Genomic DNA, 23,436 nt, shown 5'->3' with positions numbered 1-23,436 from the left:
CTAGTTCTTTGCCAAGCCATTCAGCAGAATGGTCATGATATCTTCTTCCAACTGCTGCGCCGTAACGCCCCGGCCCGGCCGGTACCACAGCTCTACCCAGCGCACTGCCGAAAGGATAGTGAATAACGCTACCGAGGCATTTACAGGCTGGAACTCGCCGGCCGCGATGCCGTTCTCAATCAGCGCCGCAAAGCCCTTCTCATACTGCTTGCGGGCGGCCTTGAACTGCTCCAGCTTGTTATCGGTCAGGTATTTCCAGTCATTATTGGCCACCGACACGGCCGCCCCGTCCTCCAGCATCAGGTTGATGTGCCGGCGCAACAGTTCCTTTAACTTGTCGCCGTTCGAGCCGGCCATCTGCTCCACCTCGGCCAGCTGCGCGATGTAAGTATTGGAAACGTGAAAGCAGAGGTGTTCCAGTATCTCGTCCTTCGACTTGATGTGGTTGTACATGCTGGCCGCTTCCATCCCTACTTCGCCTGCCAGGTCACGCATCGACGTGCCGCCAAAACCCTTCAGCTTGAACAGCTTAGCGGCTTCATCCAGGATAATCTGGCGCTTATTAAGTTTCTTGCTCATGCGTTGAACAAACAAATGCCACTGATGCGCACGAGCATAGTAGTCCCGCTGGAATGCAGCGCAAGGTGCTCAATATCAGAATTGAGAAACATGAGACGTGGAAGCGGCGGTGGGAATTGGATAGCTCAAAGGTACGGCAAGCCTTTAAACTAACAAATGTTTGTTAATACCAACCATCCTACAGTGCTGCCCTGAATTGACGATTAACGCCAATAGCATCGACTCACCTCCGAATTTCGGGCGGATTAACTTGGCACCTTCTATTCTACACCCTCTTAATGCCCAACGCTTGTCATTTTATAAATCTCATTACCAATGTAGTGAGTAAACACTTACAGATAGTGAGCTAACACTCATTTTACAGCAAATAATCTTCTCTACCTTTGTCTCGCTGTCGAACAACATCTCACCCGTTTGCTAGGCAGCCAAATTCCCACGTTCTGTTTAACCAGATGAACTCCCACCCCGTCTGGCAACATTTGCTGAAAATGACGTTGCCTTCGCGCTAGAAGGTTCCAACAACGAGTTTATCAGCCTATTACAGCCGGCTAAGTCGATTTATTTCGATTTAGCCGGCTGTACCTTTTGGGGGTAATACAGGCCAGCGGCTTTTTAACTCGTGCGGGCGGCGTTACTTTACAAAAACACGTATTTTCCTTTATCCGGAGCAGTTTTGATTCGGGTCCTCATCATCTTCATCCGGTCTGGCCAATGACCAGTCATTCCAAAATCGAACAAACGGCCCTGCAGCTCTTCGGTGAGCGCGGGTACGATAACACCTCTACCCTGCTCATCGCAAAGACGGCCGGGGTCTCCGAAGCCTTGTTGTTCAAGTATTTCCTGAGCAAAGAGAAGCTTTTTGAATACCTGATTAAGCAGGGCTTCCAGCGTATTGTGGAAGCCAACCGCGGCATTCTTGCCGAGAAAGACCCGCGCGCGCTGATTGAAAAAACCATTGACCTGCCCTACAAGCTGGTGCACGACGAGCCCGATTTCTGGAAAGTGCAGGACAAAGAGTTCAGCAAGCCGCTGGTGCAGAAGTATTTTCAGCGCTTTATGAGCCCCATCGACAGCCTATTAAAGCAGGCATTTGAGCAGCTCGGCACCGACGACCCGGAAATGATGACGCTGCGACTGTTGCTGCTCATCCAAAGCCTGTGGCGCAACCTGCTGTATGAGCACGACGAAAGCCTGCTGCGTGTGGGCGAGCACCTCAAAAAAACCTATGTACAGGGGCTGCCGCTGCCCGAGTAAGAGGTGATGCCAAGCAAAATGTGATTCGTGCTATCATTAATCAATTAATTGATTAACAGAACGTCAGGTCTCAGCTACTTTTAATTGAACGGGCTGCTACCAAAGCAGGCGAGTGGCAGCTTCAGGTCGTTTACATCTACGGGCCCCAATTTTGCGTTGGTAAAAGTGCCGCCCACTTTTTTTGCCCATGCCCCATCACGCCGTCCACCGCTTGTTGCGCCCGCTACTGGTTTGGCGGGCACGCCACATCAGCGAGCGAATGTACATGCTCATTCTGAGCGTGCTGGTGGGCGGAGCGGCGGGCCTGGCGGCGGTATTGCTCAAGAACGCGGTGCATTGGGGACAGGAAATGCTGCGCATGGGCATCTCGGAGCCGAACCGGGTGTTTGCACTTTCGGTGTACCCAGTTATCGGCATCATGCTTACCGTGCTGTTTACTAAGTGGTTTCTGGGCGGGCAGCTGGGGCGTGGCATCGCCCCGATTATATACAACACAGCCCGCGAGGGCAGCGTGGTGCCGCGCTCGAAGTTGTATTCGCAGCTTATCACAGCCTTTTTTACGGTCACGTTTGGCGGCTCGGCAGGTACCGAGGCCCCAATTTCGGTGACGGGTTCGGCCATTGGCTCCAATGCGGGGCGGGTGTTGCACCTGGACCGGCGGCGCCGCCGCCTACTCACGGGCTGCGGCGCGGCGGCGGGCGTGGCAGCCATCTTCAACTCGCCCATTGCGGGGGTGCTGTTTGCCGTTGAAACCATTCTGTTGGAGCTGCCGGCACAATACTTTATCCCGCTGCTGATTTCATCGGCTACGGCCACGGTGATTTCGAAGGCGCTGTATGCAGGCCAGCCATTCGTGCTCATCACCACCAGCTGGCCGGTTGATGCGGTACCGTTTTATGTGCTGCTGGGGCTGTTCACGGCGTTTTTCTCGGTTTATATGATTCGGACCTACCATTGGTTCGACCATTTTTTCGAGCGCTGGCCGGGGCTGAATTGGCGCAAGGTGCTTATTGCCGGGGCGGCACTGGGCGGGCTGATTTTCCTGTTCCCGACGCTGTATGGCGAGGGCTACAACACGGTGGAGCTACTGCTGCGTGGCCATGCCGAAAATATTACAGACGGCAGCATTTTCTCGGTCTATCAAGACAATAACCCTTGGCTGCTGCTGGTGCTGGTGCTGTTTAGCATGATGCTGAAGGTGGTGGCCACGAGCATCACAGTGGGCGGAGGCGGCAATGGTGGCATGTTTGGCTCGTCGCTGTTTGCCGGGGCGCTGGCAGGGTTTTTCTTCGCCCGGCTCATCAATTTGAGCGGCTTGGTACACATCCCAGAGGTACATTTCGTGGTGCTGGGCATGGCGGGCACGCTGGCAGGCGTGATTCACGCGCCACTCACGGCCATTTTTCTCATCGCTGAGATTACCGGAGGCTATGCGCTGTTTGTACCGTTGATGGTGGTTACGAGCAGTTCTTATCTGATTACCAAATACTTCGAGCCGTACTCGGTGTACACGCGCAAGCTGACGCTGAAAGGCGTGGACGTGTACGCCAACCGCGACCGTGGCCTGCTGGCCCAGCTGGACCCGCGCAAGCTGCTCGAAACCGATTTCATACCCGTGCGGCCCAAAACGACGCTGGGCGAGCTGGTGGAAATTTTCCGCCACTCCTCGCGCAACCTGTTTCCGGTGGTGGCGGCCGGGGGGCGGCTACTGGGCGTGGTCAGCCTCGATTCGGTGCGCGATGCCCTCTTCGATGATGCCCACTACGGCACCACCAGCGTGCGCGAGCTGATGAAGCCCGCCCCGGCCGTGGTAGGCCCGAATGATAACCTGGAGCACACCCTGAGCTTGCTGGACCGCCACGGAGCCTGGGCCCTGCCCGTGTGCGAGGAGGATGGCCGCTATCTGGGCTTCATCCTGAAATCGGCCATTCTGGCGCGCTACCGCAAGCAGCTTATTCAGGAGAGCGAGGCGTGAGTACGAAAACCGTAGCCATTGTGGGCGGAGGGCCAGCGGGTCTGCTGGCAGCCCAGCGGCTGGCTGAGCGCGGCTGGCAAGTGCAGCTTTTTGAAGCGCAGGCTACGGTGGGCCGTAAGTTTCTGGTGGCCGGGCACGGCGGCTTCAACCTGAGTAATGCGGAAGATGCCGAGCCCTTTGCCGGACGCTACGGGACGGAGAGCACCCGTTTCGGGGCTTTGCTGGAACACTTTTCGGCGGCTGACCTGCGGGCCTGGGCCGGCGATTTGGGCATTGAAACCTTTGTGGGCACCAGTGGCCGCATCTTCCCGGTGGCGGCGCACAAGCCGGCCGATTTGCTACGGGCTTGGCTGGGAAGACTGCGCGAGCTGGGCGTTGAAATCACCACTCGGCACCGCTGGCTGGGCTTTGTGGGGGCTGCGGGCTTGCGGCTGCGTGATGAAAGCGCCGGGGCCAGCCGTGAGTTCATCATCGAACCCACCGCCACGGTGCTGGCACTGGGCGGCGCGAGTTGGGCCAAAACCGGCTCCGATGGCGCCTGGGTGCCGCTGCTGCAGGAAATCGGGATGCCGGTGGTGCCTTTCGCGCCAGCCAACTGCGGGGCCGAAATAGCGTGGTCGGCTTTCTTTCGGGAGAAAGTGGGCCGGGCCCCGCTCAAAAACATTGCCCTGCGCGTGAAAGACGGCCCGGCCGTGCGCGGCGAGCTCATGCTCACTGACTATGGCGTGGAAGGCACGCCGGTGTATGCCCTCACCCCGCAGGTGCGGGCAGCGCTGGCAGCGGGCGGCCCGGCGGTGCTGCGCCTCAACCTCAAGCCCGACCTTCCCCCGGCCACACTCCTGCAGAAGCTCCGGCAGCCGCGCGGCAAGGCTTCTTTTCCCGAGTTTCTGAAAAAGACCCTGCACCTGGGGCCACCCGTGCCCACACTGCTGCGCGAGGTAGCGCCCGAGGCGGCAACCCTGGAGCCGGAGGCCCTGGCGGCGCTGCTCACCTCCGTGCCCCTACCCGTAATGGGCCTGCGGCCCTTAGATGAAGCTATTTCTACGGCGGGCGGCATTGCTTTTTCCGCTGTGGATGAGAATCTGATGCTATGGCAGCGGCCGGGCACCTTCGTGGCCGGCGAGATGCTGGACTGGGAAGCACCCACCGGCGGCTACCTGCTGCAAGGCTGCTTCAGCACCGGGGCGTGGGTGGCGCGGGCCATCAGCGAAGGTTGGCTTCCGGGCAAACGCTAGCACGGTGTAGAGACGCATGATTGCGTCTCGTCGGTGAGTTGAACAGAATACAGTTTGACGCGCACCTACCCTACTTAGAGACGCAAATATGCGTCTCTACAGCAAGCGGCCATTAAAGCAAACGGCTTTTACAGCTTTGTTCTCAGGCCGGCTTTTTCCTCGGCTTCGCGCAGAATTTCGCGGGCTTCGCCGAGTAATCGGCGGCCGGGGTCCAGTTCGTCGCGGGCGATGAGGGCAAAGAGCAGGAAAAACGAAACCAGCGGCAATAGCCAGCCCAGCGCAAACCACAGCCAGAACGAGCGGCCCCGGCTATGGGCGCAGTACCCGGTCAGAATCGGGATAAAAGAAATGGCCACCGCCATCACAAAAAGCATGTCGACGAAGAGCATAAGCTTGCGAGGATGGGGCGGTGTGGACGAGCCGGCTACCACGGCCGACAGGGTACCGAAGATACGGCTTTTGGAGAAATGCCTGAAGCACTTGGGCAGGAAATTTGTTTCGGCGCACCACTATCCATCTTTTTTTTGCGTAGTTCGGGGCGAAGCCGGGGCCGCGACGGGTCCCGACCGTTCTGTATTTGCCCATGTGGGAACACCAAAGTCTGTTTCGCGTATCTGCCCAGCTCTTTGCCGAGGGGGTTTTTAATCTCCTCGACCGCAGCCTGCGGCCCGAGGTTTTCTTGTTAGGATTTGCGTCGGCCAAGGAAGGCGACGAGCCCGATGCCGTGGTCCTGGAGCCCACTTCGGTGCGCTACTCGCCATCCGATTTCCGGGATGTGAAACTCAAAGCCACGGCCCTGGAAGCCGACAAAGGCCCCCAGGGCTCGGTGTACCACCTGCACCCCAACGACCACGACCGGTTCGAGAAGCAGCACTGGTACGAGCTCATGTGTCAGGCCACCGAAACCACCCTGCAAAGCCTCACCACCAGCCGCCACGAAAGCCGCCGCTCGTTCTGCTCCACACCGGTGAGTTTACAGGGTTACCTTGTGACGGTAGTGCTCCAGCTCTCGGCCGAGTGTTACGATAATTACTACGCCCTGCCCAAGCCCGGCTCGGGCCGCCCCGCCAACCTGCCCCACGCGGCCGTGCTGGAGTTTATGCACGACTGCACCCGCGCCCTGCGCGAAGCCGACACCGCCGACAACGACCAGCCTGTCCTCGACCGCGACTACAACGAAGTGCTGCGCTCGGCCGGCCGCCGGCTGATGCTTCGCGTGGCCCCCGCCGGCACCCACGGCCTCTACGACGCCTGCAACGGCGTGGCCGCCCTGCGCCACGAGGGCGACGAAGGCATTGGCACCATGCTGGTGAGCCGCCGCCAGCACCCGGCCGTGGTGCCCGTGCTCACCCTGGAAACGCCTGTGCCCATGCGCGACCACCGCTCCATCCGCAAGCTGCTGGAGCTGAGCGAAGGCCACACGGCCCTGATTTCGGATGCCTCGCACGTCTTCGGCCTGGGCCAGCTCGTGCCCGAGTCCGACTCGCAGTTTGAGCCGCTGGTTACGGTGCATTTCACCAACCACTACAGCTGGGAAGTGAGCCACGCCGGCCACGTGCTCATGCGCGTGGTGAGCAACACGCCCCGCCTGCCCCAGGGCCAGGTAGCGGCCGACAACTTCGCCCGCATCGTGCGCATCGTGTTTCCGGCGCTGGACCGCGACAGCATCGAATACCTCTGGGACCTGGCCCAGCAGGCCACCAGCCAGCCCAACGGCACCATCCTGGTCATCACCACCGGCGCGGCCAATGAAGCCAAGCGCCTCACCCGCCAGAGCTTCCGTGTGGTGCCACGCATCATGACGCCCTCCGTGCTACGCCTCGTCACCAACATCGACGGGGCTGTGCTTATCGAGCCCAATGCCATGTGCCACGCTATCGGCGTCATCCTCGACGGGCTGGCCACCGAAAAAGGCGACTCCTCCCGTGGCTCCCGCTACAACGGTGCTCTGCGCTACGTGAATAGCAGCAAATACCCCGTGCTGGCCGTGGTGGTGAGCGAGGATGGGTGGATTGATTTGCTACCATCGTAGCCTCACCCCCGGCCCCCTCTCCCAAAGGAGAGGGGGCCGGGGGTGAGGCTACCCGTTCACCGAGCCCATCATGGCCGCCGGGTAACGCAGACCCGCTGCCGCCTTGCCCTTCGGCGCAATCTCATCCAACTGCGCCAGCTCGTCCTTCGTCAGTTCCACTTCCAGCGCGCCCAGGTTCTCCTCCAGGTATTTCACGCGCTTGGTGCCGGGGATAGGCACCACGTCATCGCCCTGGGCCAGCACCCAGGCCAGGGCCAGCTGGCTGGCGGTGCAGTGTTTCTGCTTCGCCAAATCATTGATGCGGGCCACCAAATCGAGGTTTTTCTGGAAGTTTTCGCCCTGGAAGCGGGGCGTGTGGCGGCGGTAGTCGTCCTCCGCCAAATCCTCGAAGCGCTTAATCTGGCCCGTGAGGAAGCCCCGGCCCAGCGGCGAATACGGCACAAACCCCACCCCCAGCTCGCGCACGGTGGGCAGAATCTCGTCTTCCGGCTCGCGGCTCCACAACGAATACTCGGTTTGCAGCGCCGCGATGGGGTGCACCGCCACGGCCCGGCGCACGGTGGCCGGCGCGGCCTCGCTCAAACCTAGGAAACGCACCTTGCCTTCCTCCACCAGCCGGCTCATGGCCCCCACCGTCTCCTCAATGGGCGTGTTGGGGTCCACGCGGTGCTGGTAATATAGGTCAATATGGTCGGTGCCGAGGCGTTTGAGGCTGCCTTCGCAGGCCGCTTTCACGTACTCGGGCCGGCCGTTGATGCCACGCTTGGTGGGGTCGTTGGGGTCGCGCTGAATGCCGAATTTAGTGGCCAGAATCACGCGGTCGCGTTTGCCTTTGAAGGCGCGGCCCACCAGCTCCTCGTTTTTGTAGGGGCCGTACATGTCGGCGGTGTCAAAGAACGTCACGCCCAAATCCAGGGCGCGGTGCAGGGTACGGGTGCTTTCGGCATCGTCCTGCCCGGCGTAAAAATCGGACATGCCCATGCAGCCCAGGCCCAGAGCCGATACGGTGAGGCCGGAGCGGCCCAGTTGGCGGGTTTTCATATGCGGGGGTTGATGAATTGGTGGATGAATGGGGTAGTGGATGAGTGGATTAAAACCCGTCATCCTGAGCAGAGCAAAGGACCTTCTCGCCGCGCACTGTTTGCAGTGATTACAAAAAGCAACAGCCGTGATAAGGTCCTTCGCTACGCTCAGGATGACAAACCAGTTGACTTCTTCTTTTGATTTCGCGTTTTTTTCCGCGCTGCCGCCCCAACCTCCCTCGCAGCCGCCAAACTTCTTCTCGGTCCCGGCAAGGCCTTCCCCGGTCCAGCCTGCCTTTCCCCGTCCCCCTCACCTTTCCCTCACCGCCGCCGGCCGTACCTTTGCCCCGTGAAAAGCCTCCTCAAAAACGCGCTCCGTGCTGCCGCAGTGGCCTCTGCATCCCTGCTGGCCGCCTGCTCCTCGCCCAATAAGCCCATCGCCGAAAACGGCGCGGCCTCGCCCGCCAGCGCTGCCGAAATGGCCCTCATGAACCAGCACGACTCGCTGATGGCCCAAACCAGCCAGCTCTACGAGCTGAAGGCCAAGCTCTCGGGCTACCATTCTGAAGCGCCCGCGCCCTACATCCACGGCCTGCTGGCCGCCGATAAGGCCATGATGAGCTGGATGCACCAGTATAAAGCCCCCGACACCACGGCCGCCCCCGCCACCCGCCTGGCCTATTTCCAGCAGCAAAAGCTGATTCTCGACGCCGTGCAGCGCCAGTACAAGGCCACCATCGACTCGGCCACTCGCTTCCGCGCCGAGCACCCCGCCGCCGGCGAAGTACCGCCCCCCGCTTCTAAATAAACCCGCCGCTATGTTCAACCGCCTGCTGTTGTGGCCCGCGCTGGCCACCCTCCTGCTCACCTCCGCCTGCACCGAGCCGCCCAAAGAAGCGGCCAAGCTACCCATCATGGGCGAGCGCGACGTGCGGCCCCGCGCCGATGGCGGCCCCGCCGACACGGTATTTGCCACCGTGCCCCGCTTCCGCCTCGTGGACCAGGCCGGCCAGACGCTCACCAACCAGACCTTCGCCGGCCGCGCCTATATCGCCGATTTTTTCTTCGCCACCTGCCCCGGCATTTGCCCCAAAATGCAGGCCGAGCTGCTGAAAGTGTACGCTAAATACGGCCAGGACCCGCGCCTGACCATCCTCTCGCACACCATCGACCCGGCCCACGACAGCATTCCCGTCCTCAAGGATTACGCCCAGCGCCTCGGCATCACCGATGCTAGCCGCTGGCACTTCGCCACCACCGGTGCCCACGGCGAGCCTACCGCCAAGGACACCGTCTTCCAGCTGGCCAAAGCCTACTTCACCGCCGCCCAGCCCGACCAGCAGTCCCCCGGCGGCTTCGCCCACAACGGCACCTTCGCCCTCGTGGATGACCAGGGCCACATCCGTGGCCTCTACGACAGCCTCAACCCCAAGGAAGTGCAGCGCCTGATGACCGAAATCCCGGTGCTGCTGGCCGAAATTGACGGCCGCAAAAAAGGCGTGGCGGGGAGGTAAAATGGAATCGGCCGTTGCGGCCCCAGGTCAGCTGTCATCCTGAGCGTAGCGAAGGACCTTCTCACGTTAGACGATTACAAACGTGAGAAGGTCCTTCGCTACGTTCAGGATGACAAACGTTTTTCATCAGTTGAGCGATAACCCACGCTTCATGCCCTTCCGCCCCCCTATCCTGCTCCCCGGTCTTTTGCTCCTGCTGCTCCTCCCCGGCTGCTTCAGCAACAACCGCCACCAGGGCGAAAAGCTCTACGCCCAGCACTGCGCCAGCTGCCACGGCGACCAGGGCCAGGGCCTGGCCCGCCTCATTCCGCCCCTGGCCGGGGCCGATTACCTGGCGGACCACCGCGCCGAGCTGGCCTGCCTGCTTCGCAACGGCCAGAGCGAGGTAATCGTCGTCAACGGCATTGGCTACCACAACGTCATGCCCAGCAACAAGGGCCTGGGCCCCGCCCAGCTCACCAACCTGCTCAACTACATCGAAAGCCATTGGGGTAACGAGGCCGCGCCCCGCACCATCCGCGAGGTGCAGGCCGATATTGACAAGTGCCACTGAGGGGTTGGACTGGTAGGGGCAAACAGCTGGCATCCTGAGCGCAGCGAAGGACCTTATCACGGCTGACCGATTTGTGGTAGTTCCGCAAGCGGCTCCAACATGACAAGGTCCTTCGCTGCGCTCAGGATGCCAGGCAACTTATTCTAATTAACTCCCCTGCATCATCCTTAATCCTCATTTCACCCGCCCAAAACCCATTTTTCGCCGTAGATTGCACCTCAATCCACTAGCAACACTGAATTCCCCATGGGCCTGCTCGACTTCCTCAAAAACAAACCCGCCGACGAAAAGCCGGCCGCTCCTGCCACCCCCGCCACCCCGTCGGCCCCGGCCGAAAAGCCCGCCGGCGGCCCCCGCTACCAAGGCGCCAAGTTCACGGCCCCGGTAGAGCCGGAGCCCGCTGTGCCCACCTTCCAGATGCCCGAGCCGGCGCCCCTGCCTTTCGAGCCCCAGAACGTGCTGGAGCAGCTCCTGCTGCTGGCCGCCACCGACGAAAACGCCCGCCCCGCCTTCTACCAGGCCCTGTTGCAGGAAGAAATCCTGATGATTCTGGCCCCCATGGAAGGCATCGGCACCGGCGAAGTGACCCTCGCCGAAGGCCAGGAAATCCAGCTTCAAATTCTCAACGATGGCAAGCTGCCCATCTTCTCCTCGCCCCCCCGCCTCACCGATGGTGGCGTTGACAACGGCCTGGTTAGCTATGTGCGCATCCCCGGCCACGCCTTCTTCAACATGGTGCAGGGCCAGGACTGCGTGCTGAACCCCTTCTCGCCCGCCGGCAAGCTCCTGCCGAAGGACGAGCTGGCCGCCTTGCTCTCGGGCCAGCTCACCGGCGCGCTCTCGCCCGCCGGCGGTGATGCCCAGGTGATGCTCAGCCAGCCCGCCGAAGCCCCCCAGGCCGTGGCCGATGCCATTGCCGCCTGGGCCGCCACCCAGCCCCACATCGAAGCTGCCTACCTGGCCCAGATGCAGGTGGCCACCAACCCCGACGTGCCCCGCCTGCTCCTCGCCTTCGTCAGCAGCAACCCCGACCCCAGCTTCATGCAGCAGCTCGGCCCCGTGCTCGAAGGCAAAACTAACGTGTACCAGTTCGTGGATTTGATGCTGCTGGACATGAACTCGGAAGAGGGTGTGAACCCGTATTTCAAAACGATAGAGCCGTTTTATCAGAAATAAGTAGAACATCAAACTCCCCTCCTTGCCAACCGAAGGTCAGCGAAGCTAAGGAGGGGATGTTTTCGCGCCAGCGAAAATGGGGGTGGTTGTGGCGTGTGCGCCGGTCGGAACGTATTTCGGCCAGACGTGCATATGCCCACAACCACCCCCGTTTGGTTTTTAGCCAAACATCCCCTCCTTAGCTTCGCTGACCTTCGGTTGGTAAGGAGGGTAGTCCCGTTTGCTCCTGTAAGTTTACCGCCATGAAACTCGCCGCCCTGCTGCTTCTCGCGCCCTTCGCCGCCTTCGCTCAAAGGCCCGCCCCGCTCCTGCCACCCGCCGACCCCACCATTCAGAAGCTGGTGGATGAAATCTCGGCCAAAAACCTCGAATCCGACATCCGCAAGCTGGTTTCGTTCGGCACGCGCCACACGCTGAGCGACACGCAGAGCCCTACGCGCGGCATCGGCGCGGCCCGCAACTGGGTGCGCGATGAATTCCTGAAATACAGCAAAGCCGGCGGCGGAAGAATGACCGTCGAGATGGACACTTTCACGGTGAAGCCCGACGGCCGCCGCATCAACAAGCCCGTGCTCATGGCCAACGTGCTGGCCACCCTTCCCGGCACCGACCCCACCGATACCCGCGTCATCCTTGTCAGCGGCCACATCGACTCGCGCGTGAGCGACGTGATGAACGCCACCGCCGACGCGCCCGGGGCCAACGATGACGGCTCGGGCACGGTGCTGGTGATGGAGCTGGCGCGCGTGCTGGCCGGCCAAAAGTTTCCCTGCACCCTCAAGTTTGTGGCCGTGCAGGGCGAAGAGCAGGGCCTCTACGGCTCGGGCCACCTGGCCGAGCGCGCCAAAAAAGAAGGCTGGAACCTGATTGCGATGCTCAACAACGACATCGTGGGCAACTCGCACGGCTTCGACCCCGAAATCAGCGACGACAAGCACCTGCGCGTGTTCAGCGAAGGCGTGCCGGCCACCGAAACGCCCGAGCAGGCCAAAATACGTCGCCAGCTTAGCTCCGAAAACGACGCACCCAGTCGCCAGCTGGCCCGCTACGCTGCCCGCATGGCCCAGCTTTACAGCCACGGCCACCAAGTCACCATCGAGTACCGCCCCGACCGATTCCTGCGCGGCGGCGACCACACGCCCTTCAACCAGCAGGGTTTCGCTGCCGTCCGCTTCACCGAGATGAACGAGGATTTCACCCACCAGCACCAGGACCTACGCACCGAAAAAGGCCGCGCCTACGGCGACGTAACCGAGGGCGTAGACTTCGCCTACCTGCGCCGCAACGCCGGCGTGAACCTCGCCACCATGGTCGGCCTGGCCCTGGCCCCTGCCGCGCCCACCAAGGTCGAAGTCCTCACCGCCAACCTTACCAACCGCACCGAGCTGCGCTGGCAGGCCCCCGCCGCCGGCCCCAAACCCAGTGGCTACGTGGTGCTGGTGCGCGAAACCAGCGCCCCGCAGTGGCAGCAGCGCTTCCCCGTGGCCGATACCAAGGCTGACCTTCCCATCAGCAAGGACAATTTCATTTTCGGCGTGGCGAGTATTGATGCGGCCGGACACGAGAGCGTGGCGGTGCTGCCGGTGGTGGGGCGGTAATTTTTCATCCGTCAATCAGCCACTTGAACACCCGTTTTAATGAAATTGCCAGGTCGCTTTTGCCGATACGTCGCCGTCACTTGGTTGGCTATGTTGCCTTTGCTGGCACAGGCGCAATGCGATTATTCTCCTTGGGTAAGTGTTTGGCCCGGCCCCTACCCCGAAGTAATTCAGCCCAAGCAAGTGTTTCTGTTTTCCGGCAATGGGCTGGGCGGTGCGCAGTCGTTGGCGGCTAGATTGCAACAATTTGGCAGCGCCATTCACGTGTATCTATGGTCGGCTCACGATTCAGTTGATTTGCTCGTGCTGGACCGCTTGATTTTCACAGAACCCGCTGATGTTGATTCCCGCACGCAGGTAGTGCTCGCCCCCAGCCGGCCTTTGCTTACGGGCACGGAATACGAGTTGCGCGCTTTTAAAGACAATGAGAACCTGTTTTACCTTTTCAGCCCCGGCCGCTTAGCCCCTGGCCAGAAGCGTGCTACCGCTTACCGCTGGAAAACAACTTCTACCCCTGATACTGTAGCCCCACGCTGGGTGGCCACGCCGGCGGTGAAGGAGAAAAAGTACGAAGCCAACAGCGAAGGCCTGGACAATTATGTGTTGTTCTCCCTGCCGTTGCGCGACAGCTCGCGGTGCCTGGTTAAAGCCACCATACGGCATCCAACAAGTGCTCAATCAGTTACGACTTATCTCATTCCGTGGCAGAATCAGTTGGGCGTTGGCTGGTTCACCTGCGGGGGCGACGTGCACTTTAAATCAGAAGAAGAGTACACAGTTAGCTTCGAGGCCATTGATACCGCTGGCAATCGGGCCTTTGTTAGCGGAATCCCGATTCGGTTCCGAGCACCCAAGCGGGTAGCCTGCTGCTGGGGCAATTAAGAAGCAAAAGACAACGCCTGATGCTGTTGTAATGCCTGCCACCCCGCAGCGATACATCTCCCAAAACTCACCAATCCCAACTCGCTATGTCGCTGTACATCGTTTTACTCGTCGTTGTCCTCCTCCTTTCCGGCATCCGTGTGGCGCAGGAATACGAGCGGGCGCTGGTATTTCGGCTGGGCCGGTTCACGGGGCTGCGCGGGCCGGGGCTGTACTGGATAATTCCGTTTATTGAGCGCCAGCAGACCATTGACGTGCGCACCAAAACCGTGGACTTGGAGCAGCAGGAAACCATCACCAAGGACAGCGTGACCATTAAGGTGAATGCCGTGCTGTGGTTCCGGGTGGTGAACCCGGCCGATGCCATCATCAAGGTGGCCAATTTTAACCAGGCTGTTTATCAATTGTCCGTCACGGCGCTGCGCAACATCATCGGCCAGCACCAGCTCGATGAAGTGCTGCGCGAGCGCGCCGCCATCAACGCCTCGCTGATGCAGATTGTGGACGCCGCCACCGAAAACTGGGGCGTGAAGATTGAGCTGGTCGAAATCAAGGACGTGGAAATTCCGGAGTCCATGCAGCGGGCCATGGCGCGCGAGGCCGAAGCCATTCGGGAGAAGCGCGCCCGCATCATCAAGGCCGAGGCCGAGCTGGAAGCATCGATAAAGCTGACGCAGGGCGCCAAGCAGATGGAAGAAAGTCCCATTGCGCTGGAACTGCGCCGCATGCAGATGCTCTCAGAAATCGGCATCGACAACAACACTACTACGGTGGTGCTCGTGCCGTCCGAATTCACCAACGCCGCCCGTAGCTTCACGCAAATGGTCAGCCAGCCGGAAAAATAATTGCGAGGCCGGGCAACCAACGGATTGGTTTGCCAATCTATCAGGACGAAATCACCCTTTTTCCCCTTTCAACTTTTATGAACAAACATTTCCTTTCCTGCCTCGGCTTTTGCTTACTGGGTTTCTCGGCCCAGGCCCAGTGGGTAAATCAGCCCGTTGGTTTTGCGGCCGATATAGCCCCCTTCTACATCGATGCGGTGGATGCAAATACGGCCTGGACCGTGGGCACGAGCATTGGCTCCACTTACTCGATACCCCAGGTGGCCCGTACCGTGAATGCCGGCCAGAACTGGACCGTGACCAACCTGCCCATCCAGACCGGTGCGGATGAGGACTTCACGGCGCTCTCGGCCATTAGCGCTTCTACGGCCTGGATTACAACGGCACTGAACAATAACTCGGGCGGGCGCATTCTGCGCACTACCGATGGCGGACTGACGTGGACCGTCCAGAACAGCGCCTCTGTATATGCCGCCCCCAGCAGCTACCCGGACCTGATTCACTTTTTCTCGGCCACCGATGGCGTGACCGTGGGCGACCCGCTGCCCGGGGCCACTCAAATGGAAATGTACACCACGACCAATGGCGGCCTTACCTGGACGCCGGTGGCCACCAGCCCCGCTACCCCGCGGGGCGAATACCCGATGAATACAGCGCCGGCGGCGGTAGGCAACCACATCTGGTTTGTCACCATAGCAGGACGCGTGTTTCATTCGCCGGACAAGGGCCTGACCTGGACCGTGGCCAACGTCGCCCCCAGCCTGGGCGGCCCGGCCACCCTCTCCTTCCGCGATGCCCAGAACGGGCTACTCTGCACGCTGGACGACACGGGGGGCCTCAACCACGGGCTGTACCGCACCACCGACGGCGGCGCCACCTGGAGTGCGGTTACTTATACCGGCCCCTTGCACGGCGCGGGCCTGAGCATGGTGCCGGGCACCAACCAGTACGTATCAACCGGTATCGACCTTGGCAACGGCGACCAGGGCTCGTCCTTCTCGCGCGACAACGGCCAGACCTGGGTAGCGCTCGAAAACACCTTCAACCACATCGGTACCGAGTTTGTGAGCCCCACCGTGGGCTGGTCGGCGGGCATACAAATTAAGTCCTCGGGCGTGGCGGGAGTGGTAAACCGCTATAGCGGCACGGCCCTGGCCACCCGCACCGATGCCGGCCTGCAAGCCAGCCTCACAGTGGCGCCCAACCCGGCCCTGGACGGCCGCTTCACGCTGCAAGCGGCCCGCACCACGGCTAGTCCCGCCACCGTGCGCGTGCTGGACGCTACCGGCCGCCTTGTGCAAACGCAGGCCTGGACCAGTGCCACGCCCCTCGCCCTTGACCTGAGCCGCGAGCCCGCCGGCATCTACGTGCTGGAAGTGCAGGCCGCCAGCGGCACCGCTCGCCAGAAAGTGGTGGTGCAGTAAGTTCTGCCTGACTCTTAAGAAAAAACGCCCCGCTGATGATGCGGGGCGTTTTTTGTGCGGTAATAAATCAGATGCAGGAAGCAGAAGCGTTATTTTTTGGCTCCGGCAGCGGTCAGCACTTCCTGGTTCAGGCGCGTGTATTCGGCTTTCGACACTTCGTTTTTATCGTCCTTCACGAATTCCATCGACTTGTTGGCAGCGGCAATGGCCTCCTGGTTTTTGCCTTGCTTCTGGAGCAGTTTGGCTTTCCAGTAATAGCCGTAGTAGCTGGTGGGGTTGGCTTTGATGAACTCATCGAGCCAGCCGATGGCGGGCGTGAGGTCCTTGCCGGTGTTGTAGTAATACTGCGCCGCTGACACGTAGGGCTTCTTTTCGCCCTTCAGGGCCTGCTCAATCTGGCCCATTACCACACGGTCGGGGTCGGCCACGATGGGCAGTGCCACCTGGGTGCGGTCCCAGGTCACAACGAGGTCGGCGGAGGCGGGCTTGAGGTTTTCCACGGCCAGGCTCATGGTTTCTACCGGCGCGGCCAGCTTGGTGGGCCTGGCCTTCACGCGCAGCACGTCGAGGGCCTGCTTGTACTCGTAGCTACCCCACTGGGCGGTGTCGCGGTTCAGGATGAAAGTCCACTCCTTGGCGTCGGGAATGGTGAGCAGAGCGTAGGCCCCGGCCGGCACCGCCTGGCCGTTGATTTTCACTTCCTCGCCAAAGCGCACTTTGGTAACGGTATTGGCCCCAGTGCGCCACACCGTACCATACGGAGCCACTCCGCTCCCAAAGGCCGTGCGCCCGCGCAGCGAAGGCCGCGAATACGTCAGGTCGATGTAGGAGGTGGAGAAGTTCTGGTGGATGTGGGTGGTGGGGCTCAGCGGCGGGATGCTGAACTTGGTCTGGGCCTGAGCCACGGTGGTGAGCAGCAAGCCGGCAGCGAGGAGGTGTAGGGCGTGTTTCATAGGGGCAAAGATGCGGTTTCGGGACCGGGGTTGCGGCACCCGGGCCGCGCCAATGCAGCCGTGACCAAACAAGCGCGCCACCAGCCCGTTACACCAAGTAGGGAGCGCCGCCGCACGTTCCGCGCCCCGCTGCGGACCTATGAAAATTCTGCTCACCGGAGCCACTGGCTACATTGGCCAGCGCCTGCTGCCGCTGCTGGCCGAGGCCGGCCACGACATCATTTGCCTGGTGCGCGACCCGCGCCGCTTCGCCCTGCCCGAAACGCTGCCCGAGGCCCGGCACCCGCAAGTGCACGTGGTGAAAGGCGACCTGCTTCGGCCCCAAACCCTGGCCACCGTGCCCACCGATATCGACGCGGCCTATTACCTCGTGCACTCCATGAGCGGCGGCAATGAAGACTTTTTTCAGCAGGAGCAGCAGTCGGCCCGAAACTTCACCAATTACCTGAACACCACCACGGTCCGGCAGGTCATCTACCTCTCCGGCATTGCCAACGACCACGACCTGAGCGTGCACCTGCGCTCGCGCCGCGCCGTGGAAAACGTGCTGGGCGCGGCCACTACCGCCCGGCTCACCGTGCTGCGGGCCAGCATCATCATCGGCTCGGGCTCGGCCTCCTTCGAGATTATCCGCGACCTTGTGGAGAAGCTGCCCGTGATGGTGACGCCGCGCTGGCTGAACTCGCGCTGCCAACCCATTGGCATCCGCGACATCATGTTCTACCTCACCGCCGTGCTGGATAACCCCGCCTGTTTCGGCCGCGCCTTCGACGTGGGCGGGCCGGATGTGCTCACCTACCGCCAGATGCTGCTAGGCCTGGCCGCCGAGCGCGGCTACCGGCGCTGGATTGTGACGGTGCCCGTGCTCACGCCCCGGCTGTCGTCGTGGTGGCTGTATCTAGTCACGAGCACCACGTTTTCATTGGCCCAAAGCCTGGTCGAGAGCCTGAAAAATGACACCGTGTGCGACCCAGCCAAAAGCATCGACGCCGTAATTCCGCACGAGTGCATGAGCTACCGCGCCGCCCTGGCCCTGGCCTTCCAGCGCATCGAGCAAAATGAGGTGGTAAGCAGTTGGAGCGACGCGCTGAGCTCCGGCGTGATGCGCCAGAACTACATGGACGCCATTCAGATTCCCAAAAACGGCATGTTCTTCGACCGCCAGTTCATGCCCTTCACCCGGCCGGTGGCGGAGGTGCTGGACAATATCTGGCGCATCGGCGGCGAGCGGGGCTGGTACAAAACCGATTGGCTTTGGCGCATACGGGGGCTGATGGACAAGGCCGTGGGCGGCGTGGGCCTGCGCCGGGGCCGCCGCTCGCCCAGCCGCCTCCGCGCCGGCGACCCGCTCGATTTCTGGCGCGTGCTGGTGGCAGACAAAGCCAGCCGCCGCCTGTTGCTCTACGCCGAGATGAAGCTGCCCGGCGAAGCCTGGCTGCAGTTCCGCATCGTGGACCAGCCTGACGGCTCCCACGCCGTGGAGCAGCTGGCCGCCTACCGCCCGCGTGGCCTGGCCGGGCGGCTGTACTGGTACGCGGTGCTGCCTTTCCACGGCATCATCTTCAAGGGCATGGTGAAGAATCTGGTGGAATACCGGGACAGCGCAGTGCCGCCGAAGCAGCAGCCGGCGCTGGCTCAGTCATGAATTCTACCGATAATATTAAAGCCTAGATAATTCATAATTATGCATTGATTATCAGCGCATAATTATGATAAATACCTGATTTCAAAGTCTGATACTTACAGAAATTAGGTTGCAACAGCTTTGGGTAGAACGGTAGGTTTAGGGGCTGCTATCCACAGCAGCTCTAACTGCCCCACCATGCTGCTCCCCTACGCGCCGAACCACGACTACTACGCGCCGTTTTACCTACTGGCCACGCTCACCAACGTGCTGCTGCTGCTCTGGGAAGGCTGGCGGCGCGGCTTCCCACTGCGCCCCTGGCTCACGCTGGTGGCGGCCAGCAGCTTGGCGCTTATCCTGGGCACCAAGCTTATCACCCACCCGCTGGACGAATGGAGTAGCCTGCTATTCACGAATGTCCCTACGGATACGGCGCGCTCCATACTGGGCGGCGGGCTGGCAGCGGTGCTGACGGTGGTAGCCCTGCGCCGCTGGCTGGGCCTGGGTTGGGCCGTGCTTGATGCGCTGGCCTTGCCCCTGTGCGCGGCCCTGGTAGTGCAGTGCGTGGGCTGCGTGCTCACGGGCTGCTGCTTTGGCGAGCCCACTAGCGCCGCCTGGGGCCTCACATATGCGGCCGGCACCCCGCCGTGGTGGGCACAGGTGCAGGCGGGCTTGCTACCAGCCACGGCGGCCCACAGCCTCCCGGTGGCCCCCACGCAGCTGCTGGCCTTACTATTGTGCGCGGTGGTGGGCGGCGTATTGCTGGCTACCCGCAAGCGCCGCTGGCCGGTGGGCTCGTGGCTGCTGCTGCAAACGGGGCTGTTGCTGCTGGGGCGCTTTGCTCAGGGCTTCTGGCGCGATGCGGCCAGTGAGCCGGTGGCCGGCCACGTGCACACAGTGCTGGGTGGCCGGTGGCTGGAATTGCAGCTGTGGCTGCTGCCGCTGGGGTTGCTGGCGCTGGGGCTGTGGGCATGGCGGGTGCGGCAGGGCAAGGCTATTGCAGTTTCAAGTGGCTCGGTTGTCACCCCTATAAGTCTCATACGACGGCTCATCATCGTGGCGGGTATGCTGGGAATCACGGCGCTTCTGGGTCCGGCAGCGCTCACGCTTCCGGAAGTGCTGGCCGTGAAGGCACTACTGCTGGCAGTGCTGATTGCGGAAACGGGTGCGGCTCTGGCTACGGCCGCGACTGTGCCAAAGCTTCGTTTGGCCGGGCTGCCGCTCAGCCTGCTGCTTATCGGTGTTATTGCCGTCACGACTGCACAGACCCCGGCTCCTGAGCAAACCCCGGCTCCCGGCGGCAGTCCCACTCACACCGTGACCGTAACCGGGGGCGTGCTGGAGAACCACCACGATGCGGATGAGAAAATTCTGGTGAATAACTCCGGTTGCAGCGGCAGCCAGCGGCTGGCCCTGCAACAGCAGGCTGCGGCTGTGGGCGGCGAAGTAGCGTTTGAAACCGCCGCAGAAACCAATGCATTTGGCCAGCCCGTCAATAGAACCCATACTTGGGGCGGAGGCCTGTGGGTGGGTCAGCAGCGCATCAACGCGCAGCCTCTGCCCGACCCCAACGGCCGTTATCCCATCACCGACCGCGACACTACTTTCCGCCCATTGCTATTCGATGTGCACGTATACAAGCAAATTCACAGGGAAAACGGCTGGCGCAGCATCGATGCGCGGTTTGGCCTGCACATGGGCCAGCTGGGGTACTTCAGCTATTTTGGGGGTGCCGAGTCGCGCGGGGGCACCTATGTAATGCCAGAGCTCATGCTTCGGATGGGCAAACCGTCAGTAGCCTTTGGGCAGGCTGACTTTTGCTACGGAGCCGAAAACGCGCTGGGTGCCCATACCTCGCGCCTGGGGGTGGGTTCCGGCTTGGGAATTACGAATGGACCACAGCTATTGGTGGGCTATGCGCATTCGCCGCACAACCCCAATCCAAGCATGGGGTTTGCCAGTGCCCTGTTGCGCCTGCCCAGCCGCCCCTCACTCAGTTTGGAGCCCTACTTTGCCACCGACCTTGGCCGACACAACAGATTCAGCCTGAAGTTGAACTACTGCATCAGCCGGTAGTAGGGACACTCCCTACCCAAACACCGGCACCACGCGCCCTTCCTCTACCTTCAGCGCGGCATCGTACTTATTTCCGGTTTTAGAAGAGATGAAGCCGCGGATAACGCTGGTTTCGCCCTTGCGCAGCAACTGCTTGAGCTGGGTTTCGGTGAGCTGCTTGCCGCCCCACTCGAAGGCCACGCGGAACTGGCAGTCCTCGCGGAAGCGTGAGCAGCCGTAGGCCGCCTTGCCCTTGAGCATGGTGCCCAGCTTGCACACCGGGCACGGAATCAGACCCGAGTCAGGCGCGGCGCCGGGTTTGCTGTCGGCCACTTGCAGCAGCATGGGCTGAAAGCTGGTGTCGAGGCCAATGGCGGCGTCGAACTTCTGGCCTTCGGCCCCGATGAAGCCTTTCATCACCGGCGTGCGGCCTTTGGCGAGCAGGGCTTTCACCTGCGGGTCGCTCAGCTTTTTGCCGTGCACTTCGGCCGGCAGGCGGAAGGTGCAGCCCTCGCGGAAACGCACGCAGCCGAAAGCGGTTTTGCCGCGCACGACGTGGCCGGTTTTGCACGCCGGGCAATAGCCCAGGCCGTTGGCGCCGGGCAGCGTGGCCGCGCCGGGGGCTTTCGTGGCTTTGGTACCGGTCATGCCGGCGGGCACTTTGCTGCTGGCTGCGCCGCCAGCCTGGGCCTGCTGCACCGCCAGCTCGGCACTGCCGGACGTGACCATGCGGCCCCGGCCGTCGTTCTTCACCTCGGCCACCATCTCGCGCACCAGGGCCGAGAGCTCGCCCAGGAAGCCTTCCGATGACAATTCGCCGCGCTCAATCTGGCGCAGCTTGTGCTCCCACTGCCCCGTCAGCTCCGCCGATTTCAGCGTGGGGTTTCGAATCAGGCCAATCAATTCCACACCGGTGGGCGTGGGCACGATGCGCTTTTTTTCGCGCTTGATGTAGTTGCGCTTGAACAGCGTTTCGATGATGGCGGCGCGGGTGCTGGGGCGGCCAATGCCATTTTCCTTCATGGCCTGGCGCAGCTCCTCGTCGTCGATGTTGCGGCCGGCCGTTTCCATGCCGCGTAGCAGCGTGGCCTCGGTGTAGTCCTTGGGCGGCTGGGTCATCTTGCTTTCCAGGCGCGGGTCGTGGGGCCCGCTTTCGCCTTTCACGAAGTTGGGCAGCACGGTAGAAACCGCGTCATCGTCGGCTTCGGCGGCACCGGCGGCTCCCGGGGCGGGCGCGGGCTTGGGGGCGGCCTGCTGGGTGGGGTCGCCGTACACCACGCGCCAGCCGGGGTTCAGAATCTGGCGGCCGCGCACGCGGAACGGGCGCTCGGCGGCTTCGGCCAGCACGGTGGTGTTGCTCACCTCGCAATCGGGGTAGAAGGCGGCGATGAAACGACGCACGATGATGTCGTACACGCTGGTTTCCATGCCGCCGCCGGGGCCGGCCGCGCCCGTCGGAATGATGGCGTGGTGGTCGGTGACTTTGTTGTTGTTGAAAACCTTGGGCGTCTTCGGAATCTTGGCCGCCAGTAGCGGGCCGGTCAGCGCATCGTAGCCGATGCCGCGCAGGATGCCGGGGATTTTCGGGTACTGGTCGTCGGGCAGAAAGGTAGTGTCGACGCGCGGGTAGCTCACGGCTTTCTTCTCGTAGAGGCCCTGCACGATTTTCAGCGTGTCTTCAGCTGATAAACCAAGCTGGTTGTTGCACTGCACCTGCAGCGAAGTCAAATCGAACAGGCGCGGCGGGGATTCGCGGCCTTTCTTAATCTCCACATCCGTAACACGCAATGGGGCGGGGCGCACGGCTTCCAGGGTTTCGCGGGCTTCCTCCTCGGTCACGAAGTAGCCCAGGGCGCGCAGGCGGCTCTTGGTGTCGGGCGCGGCGTCGGCGTCTTTGGCCTTATCCGGCGACGCCATGTGGCTGAAAAGAGTGCCCCGGTATTCGGTTTTCAGCACCCAATACGGCTCCGGTTTGAAGTTCTGAATTTCGTGCCAGCGCTCCACCAGCAGGGCCAGCGTGGGGGTTTGCACCCGCCCGATGCTCAGCAGCTGCTTGTCCTGGTAGGTGGTGTATTTGAGAGTGAACAGACGCGTGGCGTTCAGGCCCAGCAGCCAGTCGCCCACGGCGCGGCTCTTGCCGGCCTGATACAACGAGTCGAATTCCTTGGCCTCGCGCAGGTTTTGGAAGCCCTGGCGAATGGCCTCTTCCGTCAGCGACGAAATCCAGAGGCGCTTCACGGGCTTGCGGCACTTGGCCTCCATCAGTACCCAGCGCTGGATTACTTCCCCTTCCTGCCCGGCGTCGCCGCAGTTTATCACTTCGGTGGCCTCGTCCACCAGCTTTTTAATGGTGTGAAACTGCTTCACTACGCCCTCGTCGCGGCGCATGAGCTTGATACCGAACGTGTCCGGAATCATGGGCAGGTTGTGCAGGCTCCAACGCTTCCACTCGGGCTGGTAGTCGTCGGGCTCCTTGAGCTGGCAGAAGTGGCCGAAGGTCCACGTCACCTGGTAGCCGTTGCCTTCCATGTAGCCGTCCATGCGGCGGGTGGCGCCCAGCACGGTGGCAATTTCACGGGCCACGCTGGGCTTTTCGGCAATGCAAACTATCACGGAATTCGGGTTGATTTAGGGGCTGCGCCGAGTGTTTTTCGGCGTAGAGAATCAACAAAGGTAACCGCGAAAAAGGTCGGATTGGAGCAACTGCGCTAGGTG

General features: G+C 61.8%; 19 protein-coding genes. 14 read left to right on the top strand and 5 right to left on the bottom strand.

The genetic code is table 11. The features are described from left to right. Positions 1–579 carry a TetR/AcrR family transcriptional regulator gene (locus tag I7X13_RS01215; RefSeq protein WP_198070351.1) on the bottom strand — a complete coding sequence of 193 codons (579 nt, stop codon included), beginning with the start codon at positions 577–579 and terminating at the stop codon, positions 1–3. 711 nt (positions 580–1,290) lie between these two features. On the opposite strand from I7X13_RS01215, the gene I7X13_RS01210 reads away from it, so the two are divergent. The 3 genes from I7X13_RS01210 to I7X13_RS01200 all read left to right on the top strand — a co-directional run bounded on the left by I7X13_RS01210 (position 1,291) and on the right by I7X13_RS01200 (position 5,043). Further along, complete coding sequence (locus I7X13_RS01210) at positions 1,291–1,833, top strand: TetR/AcrR family transcriptional regulator (protein ID WP_198070350.1); 543 nt, start codon at positions 1,291–1,293, stop codon at positions 1,831–1,833. A 187-nt stretch (positions 1,834–2,020) separates the two neighbouring features. Next, on the top strand, positions 2,021–3,808 hold the full coding sequence (locus I7X13_RS01205) for a chloride channel protein (RefSeq protein WP_198074060.1): 1,788 nt from the start codon (positions 2,021–2,023) through the stop codon (positions 3,806–3,808). Next, complete coding sequence (locus I7X13_RS01200; RefSeq protein ID WP_198074059.1) at positions 3,805–5,043, top strand: BaiN/RdsA family NAD(P)/FAD-dependent oxidoreductase; 1,239 nt, start codon at positions 3,805–3,807, stop codon at positions 5,041–5,043. The genes I7X13_RS01205 and I7X13_RS01200 overlap by 4 nt, the downstream gene beginning before the upstream one ends. A gap of 128 nt (positions 5,044–5,171) precedes the next feature. Here I7X13_RS01200 and I7X13_RS01195 read toward each other — a convergent pair whose 3' ends face one another. Further along, positions 5,172–5,432, bottom strand: coding sequence for a hypothetical protein (locus tag I7X13_RS01195; RefSeq protein WP_198070347.1), 261 nt, complete (start codon positions 5,430–5,432; stop codon positions 5,172–5,174). A 194-nt stretch (positions 5,433–5,626) separates the two neighbouring features. On the opposite strand from I7X13_RS01195, the gene I7X13_RS01190 reads away from it, so the two are divergent. Then, positions 5,627–7,075: a diadenylate cyclase gene (locus I7X13_RS01190; RefSeq protein WP_198070346.1), complete on the top strand. Its 1,449-nt coding sequence runs from the start codon at positions 5,627–5,629 to the stop codon at positions 7,073–7,075. A gap of 48 nt (positions 7,076–7,123) precedes the next feature. Here I7X13_RS01190 and I7X13_RS01185 read toward each other — a convergent pair whose 3' ends face one another. After that, positions 7,124–8,116, bottom strand: a complete 993-nt coding sequence (locus I7X13_RS01185) for an aldo/keto reductase (protein ID WP_198074058.1) — start codon at positions 8,114–8,116, stop codon at positions 7,124–7,126. Positions 8,117–8,446: 330 nt separating this feature from the next. Here I7X13_RS01185 and I7X13_RS01180 point away from each other — a divergent pair, with 330 nt between their 5' ends. The 8 genes from I7X13_RS01180 to I7X13_RS01145 all read left to right on the top strand — a co-directional run bounded on the left by I7X13_RS01180 (position 8,447) and on the right by I7X13_RS01145 (position 16,089). Then, on the top strand, positions 8,447–8,905 hold the full coding sequence (locus tag I7X13_RS01180) for a hypothetical protein (protein ID WP_198070344.1): 459 nt from the start codon (positions 8,447–8,449) through the stop codon (positions 8,903–8,905). A gap of 10 nt (positions 8,906–8,915) precedes the next feature. Next, the gene (locus I7X13_RS01175) at positions 8,916–9,611 is read left to right on the top strand and encodes an SCO family protein (protein ID WP_198070343.1); all 696 of its coding nucleotides are present in this window, start codon (positions 8,916–8,918) and stop codon (positions 9,609–9,611) included. Positions 9,612–9,798: 187 nt separating this feature from the next. Next, positions 9,799–10,164, top strand: a complete 366-nt coding sequence (locus I7X13_RS01170; protein ID WP_233454627.1) for a c-type cytochrome — start codon at positions 9,799–9,801, stop codon at positions 10,162–10,164. 246 nt (positions 10,165–10,410) lie between these two features. Continuing rightward, positions 10,411–11,340, top strand: coding sequence for an enhanced serine sensitivity protein SseB C-terminal domain-containing protein (locus I7X13_RS01165; RefSeq protein ID WP_198074056.1), 930 nt, complete (start codon positions 10,411–10,413; stop codon positions 11,338–11,340). Positions 11,341–11,582: 242 nt separating this feature from the next. After that, positions 11,583–12,938: a M28 family metallopeptidase gene (locus tag I7X13_RS01160; protein ID WP_198074055.1), complete on the top strand. Its 1,356-nt coding sequence runs from the start codon at positions 11,583–11,585 to the stop codon at positions 12,936–12,938. A gap of 90 nt (positions 12,939–13,028) precedes the next feature. Further along, entirely contained in the window at positions 13,029–13,820 is a 792-nt protein-coding gene (locus I7X13_RS01155; protein WP_198074054.1) for a hypothetical protein, read from the top strand. Between the two features lie 86 nt (positions 13,821–13,906). Next, the gene (locus I7X13_RS01150) at positions 13,907–14,665 is read left to right on the top strand and encodes a slipin family protein (RefSeq protein WP_198074053.1); all 759 of its coding nucleotides are present in this window, start codon (positions 13,907–13,909) and stop codon (positions 14,663–14,665) included. Between the two features lie 77 nt (positions 14,666–14,742). Then, positions 14,743–16,089, top strand: a complete 1,347-nt coding sequence (locus tag I7X13_RS01145) for a T9SS type A sorting domain-containing protein (protein ID WP_198074052.1) — start codon at positions 14,743–14,745, stop codon at positions 16,087–16,089. An 89-nt stretch (positions 16,090–16,178) separates the two neighbouring features. On the opposite strand, the gene I7X13_RS01140 is transcribed toward I7X13_RS01145, so the two are convergent. Next, positions 16,179–17,042, bottom strand: a complete 864-nt coding sequence (locus I7X13_RS01140) for a DUF2911 domain-containing protein (RefSeq protein WP_198074051.1) — start codon at positions 17,040–17,042, stop codon at positions 16,179–16,181. 139 nt (positions 17,043–17,181) lie between these two features. Between I7X13_RS01140 and I7X13_RS01135 the strand changes: the two genes are divergently transcribed. Continuing rightward, a complete protein-coding gene (locus I7X13_RS01135; RefSeq protein WP_198074050.1) occupies positions 17,182–18,687 on the top strand; it encodes an SDR family oxidoreductase in 1,506 nt (501 codons plus the stop codon). A gap of 177 nt (positions 18,688–18,864) precedes the next feature. Further along, entirely contained in the window at positions 18,865–20,742 is a 1,878-nt protein-coding gene (locus I7X13_RS01130; RefSeq protein ID WP_198074049.1) for a prolipoprotein diacylglyceryl transferase family protein, read from the top strand. A gap of 12 nt (positions 20,743–20,754) precedes the next feature. Here the strand turns inward: I7X13_RS01130 and I7X13_RS01125 are convergent, their stop codons facing one another. After that, the gene (locus I7X13_RS01125; RefSeq protein ID WP_198074048.1) at positions 20,755–23,334 is read right to left on the bottom strand and encodes a type IA DNA topoisomerase; all 2,580 of its coding nucleotides are present in this window, start codon (positions 23,332–23,334) and stop codon (positions 20,755–20,757) included. Positions 23,335–23,436 lie beyond the last annotated feature (102 nt).

This window comes from Hymenobacter negativus, from assembly GCF_016056375.1.
GTDB lineage: Bacteria > Bacteroidota > Bacteroidia > Cytophagales > Hymenobacteraceae > Hymenobacter > Hymenobacter negativus_A.
This window is presented reverse-complemented; position numbering and strand designations above follow the sequence as displayed.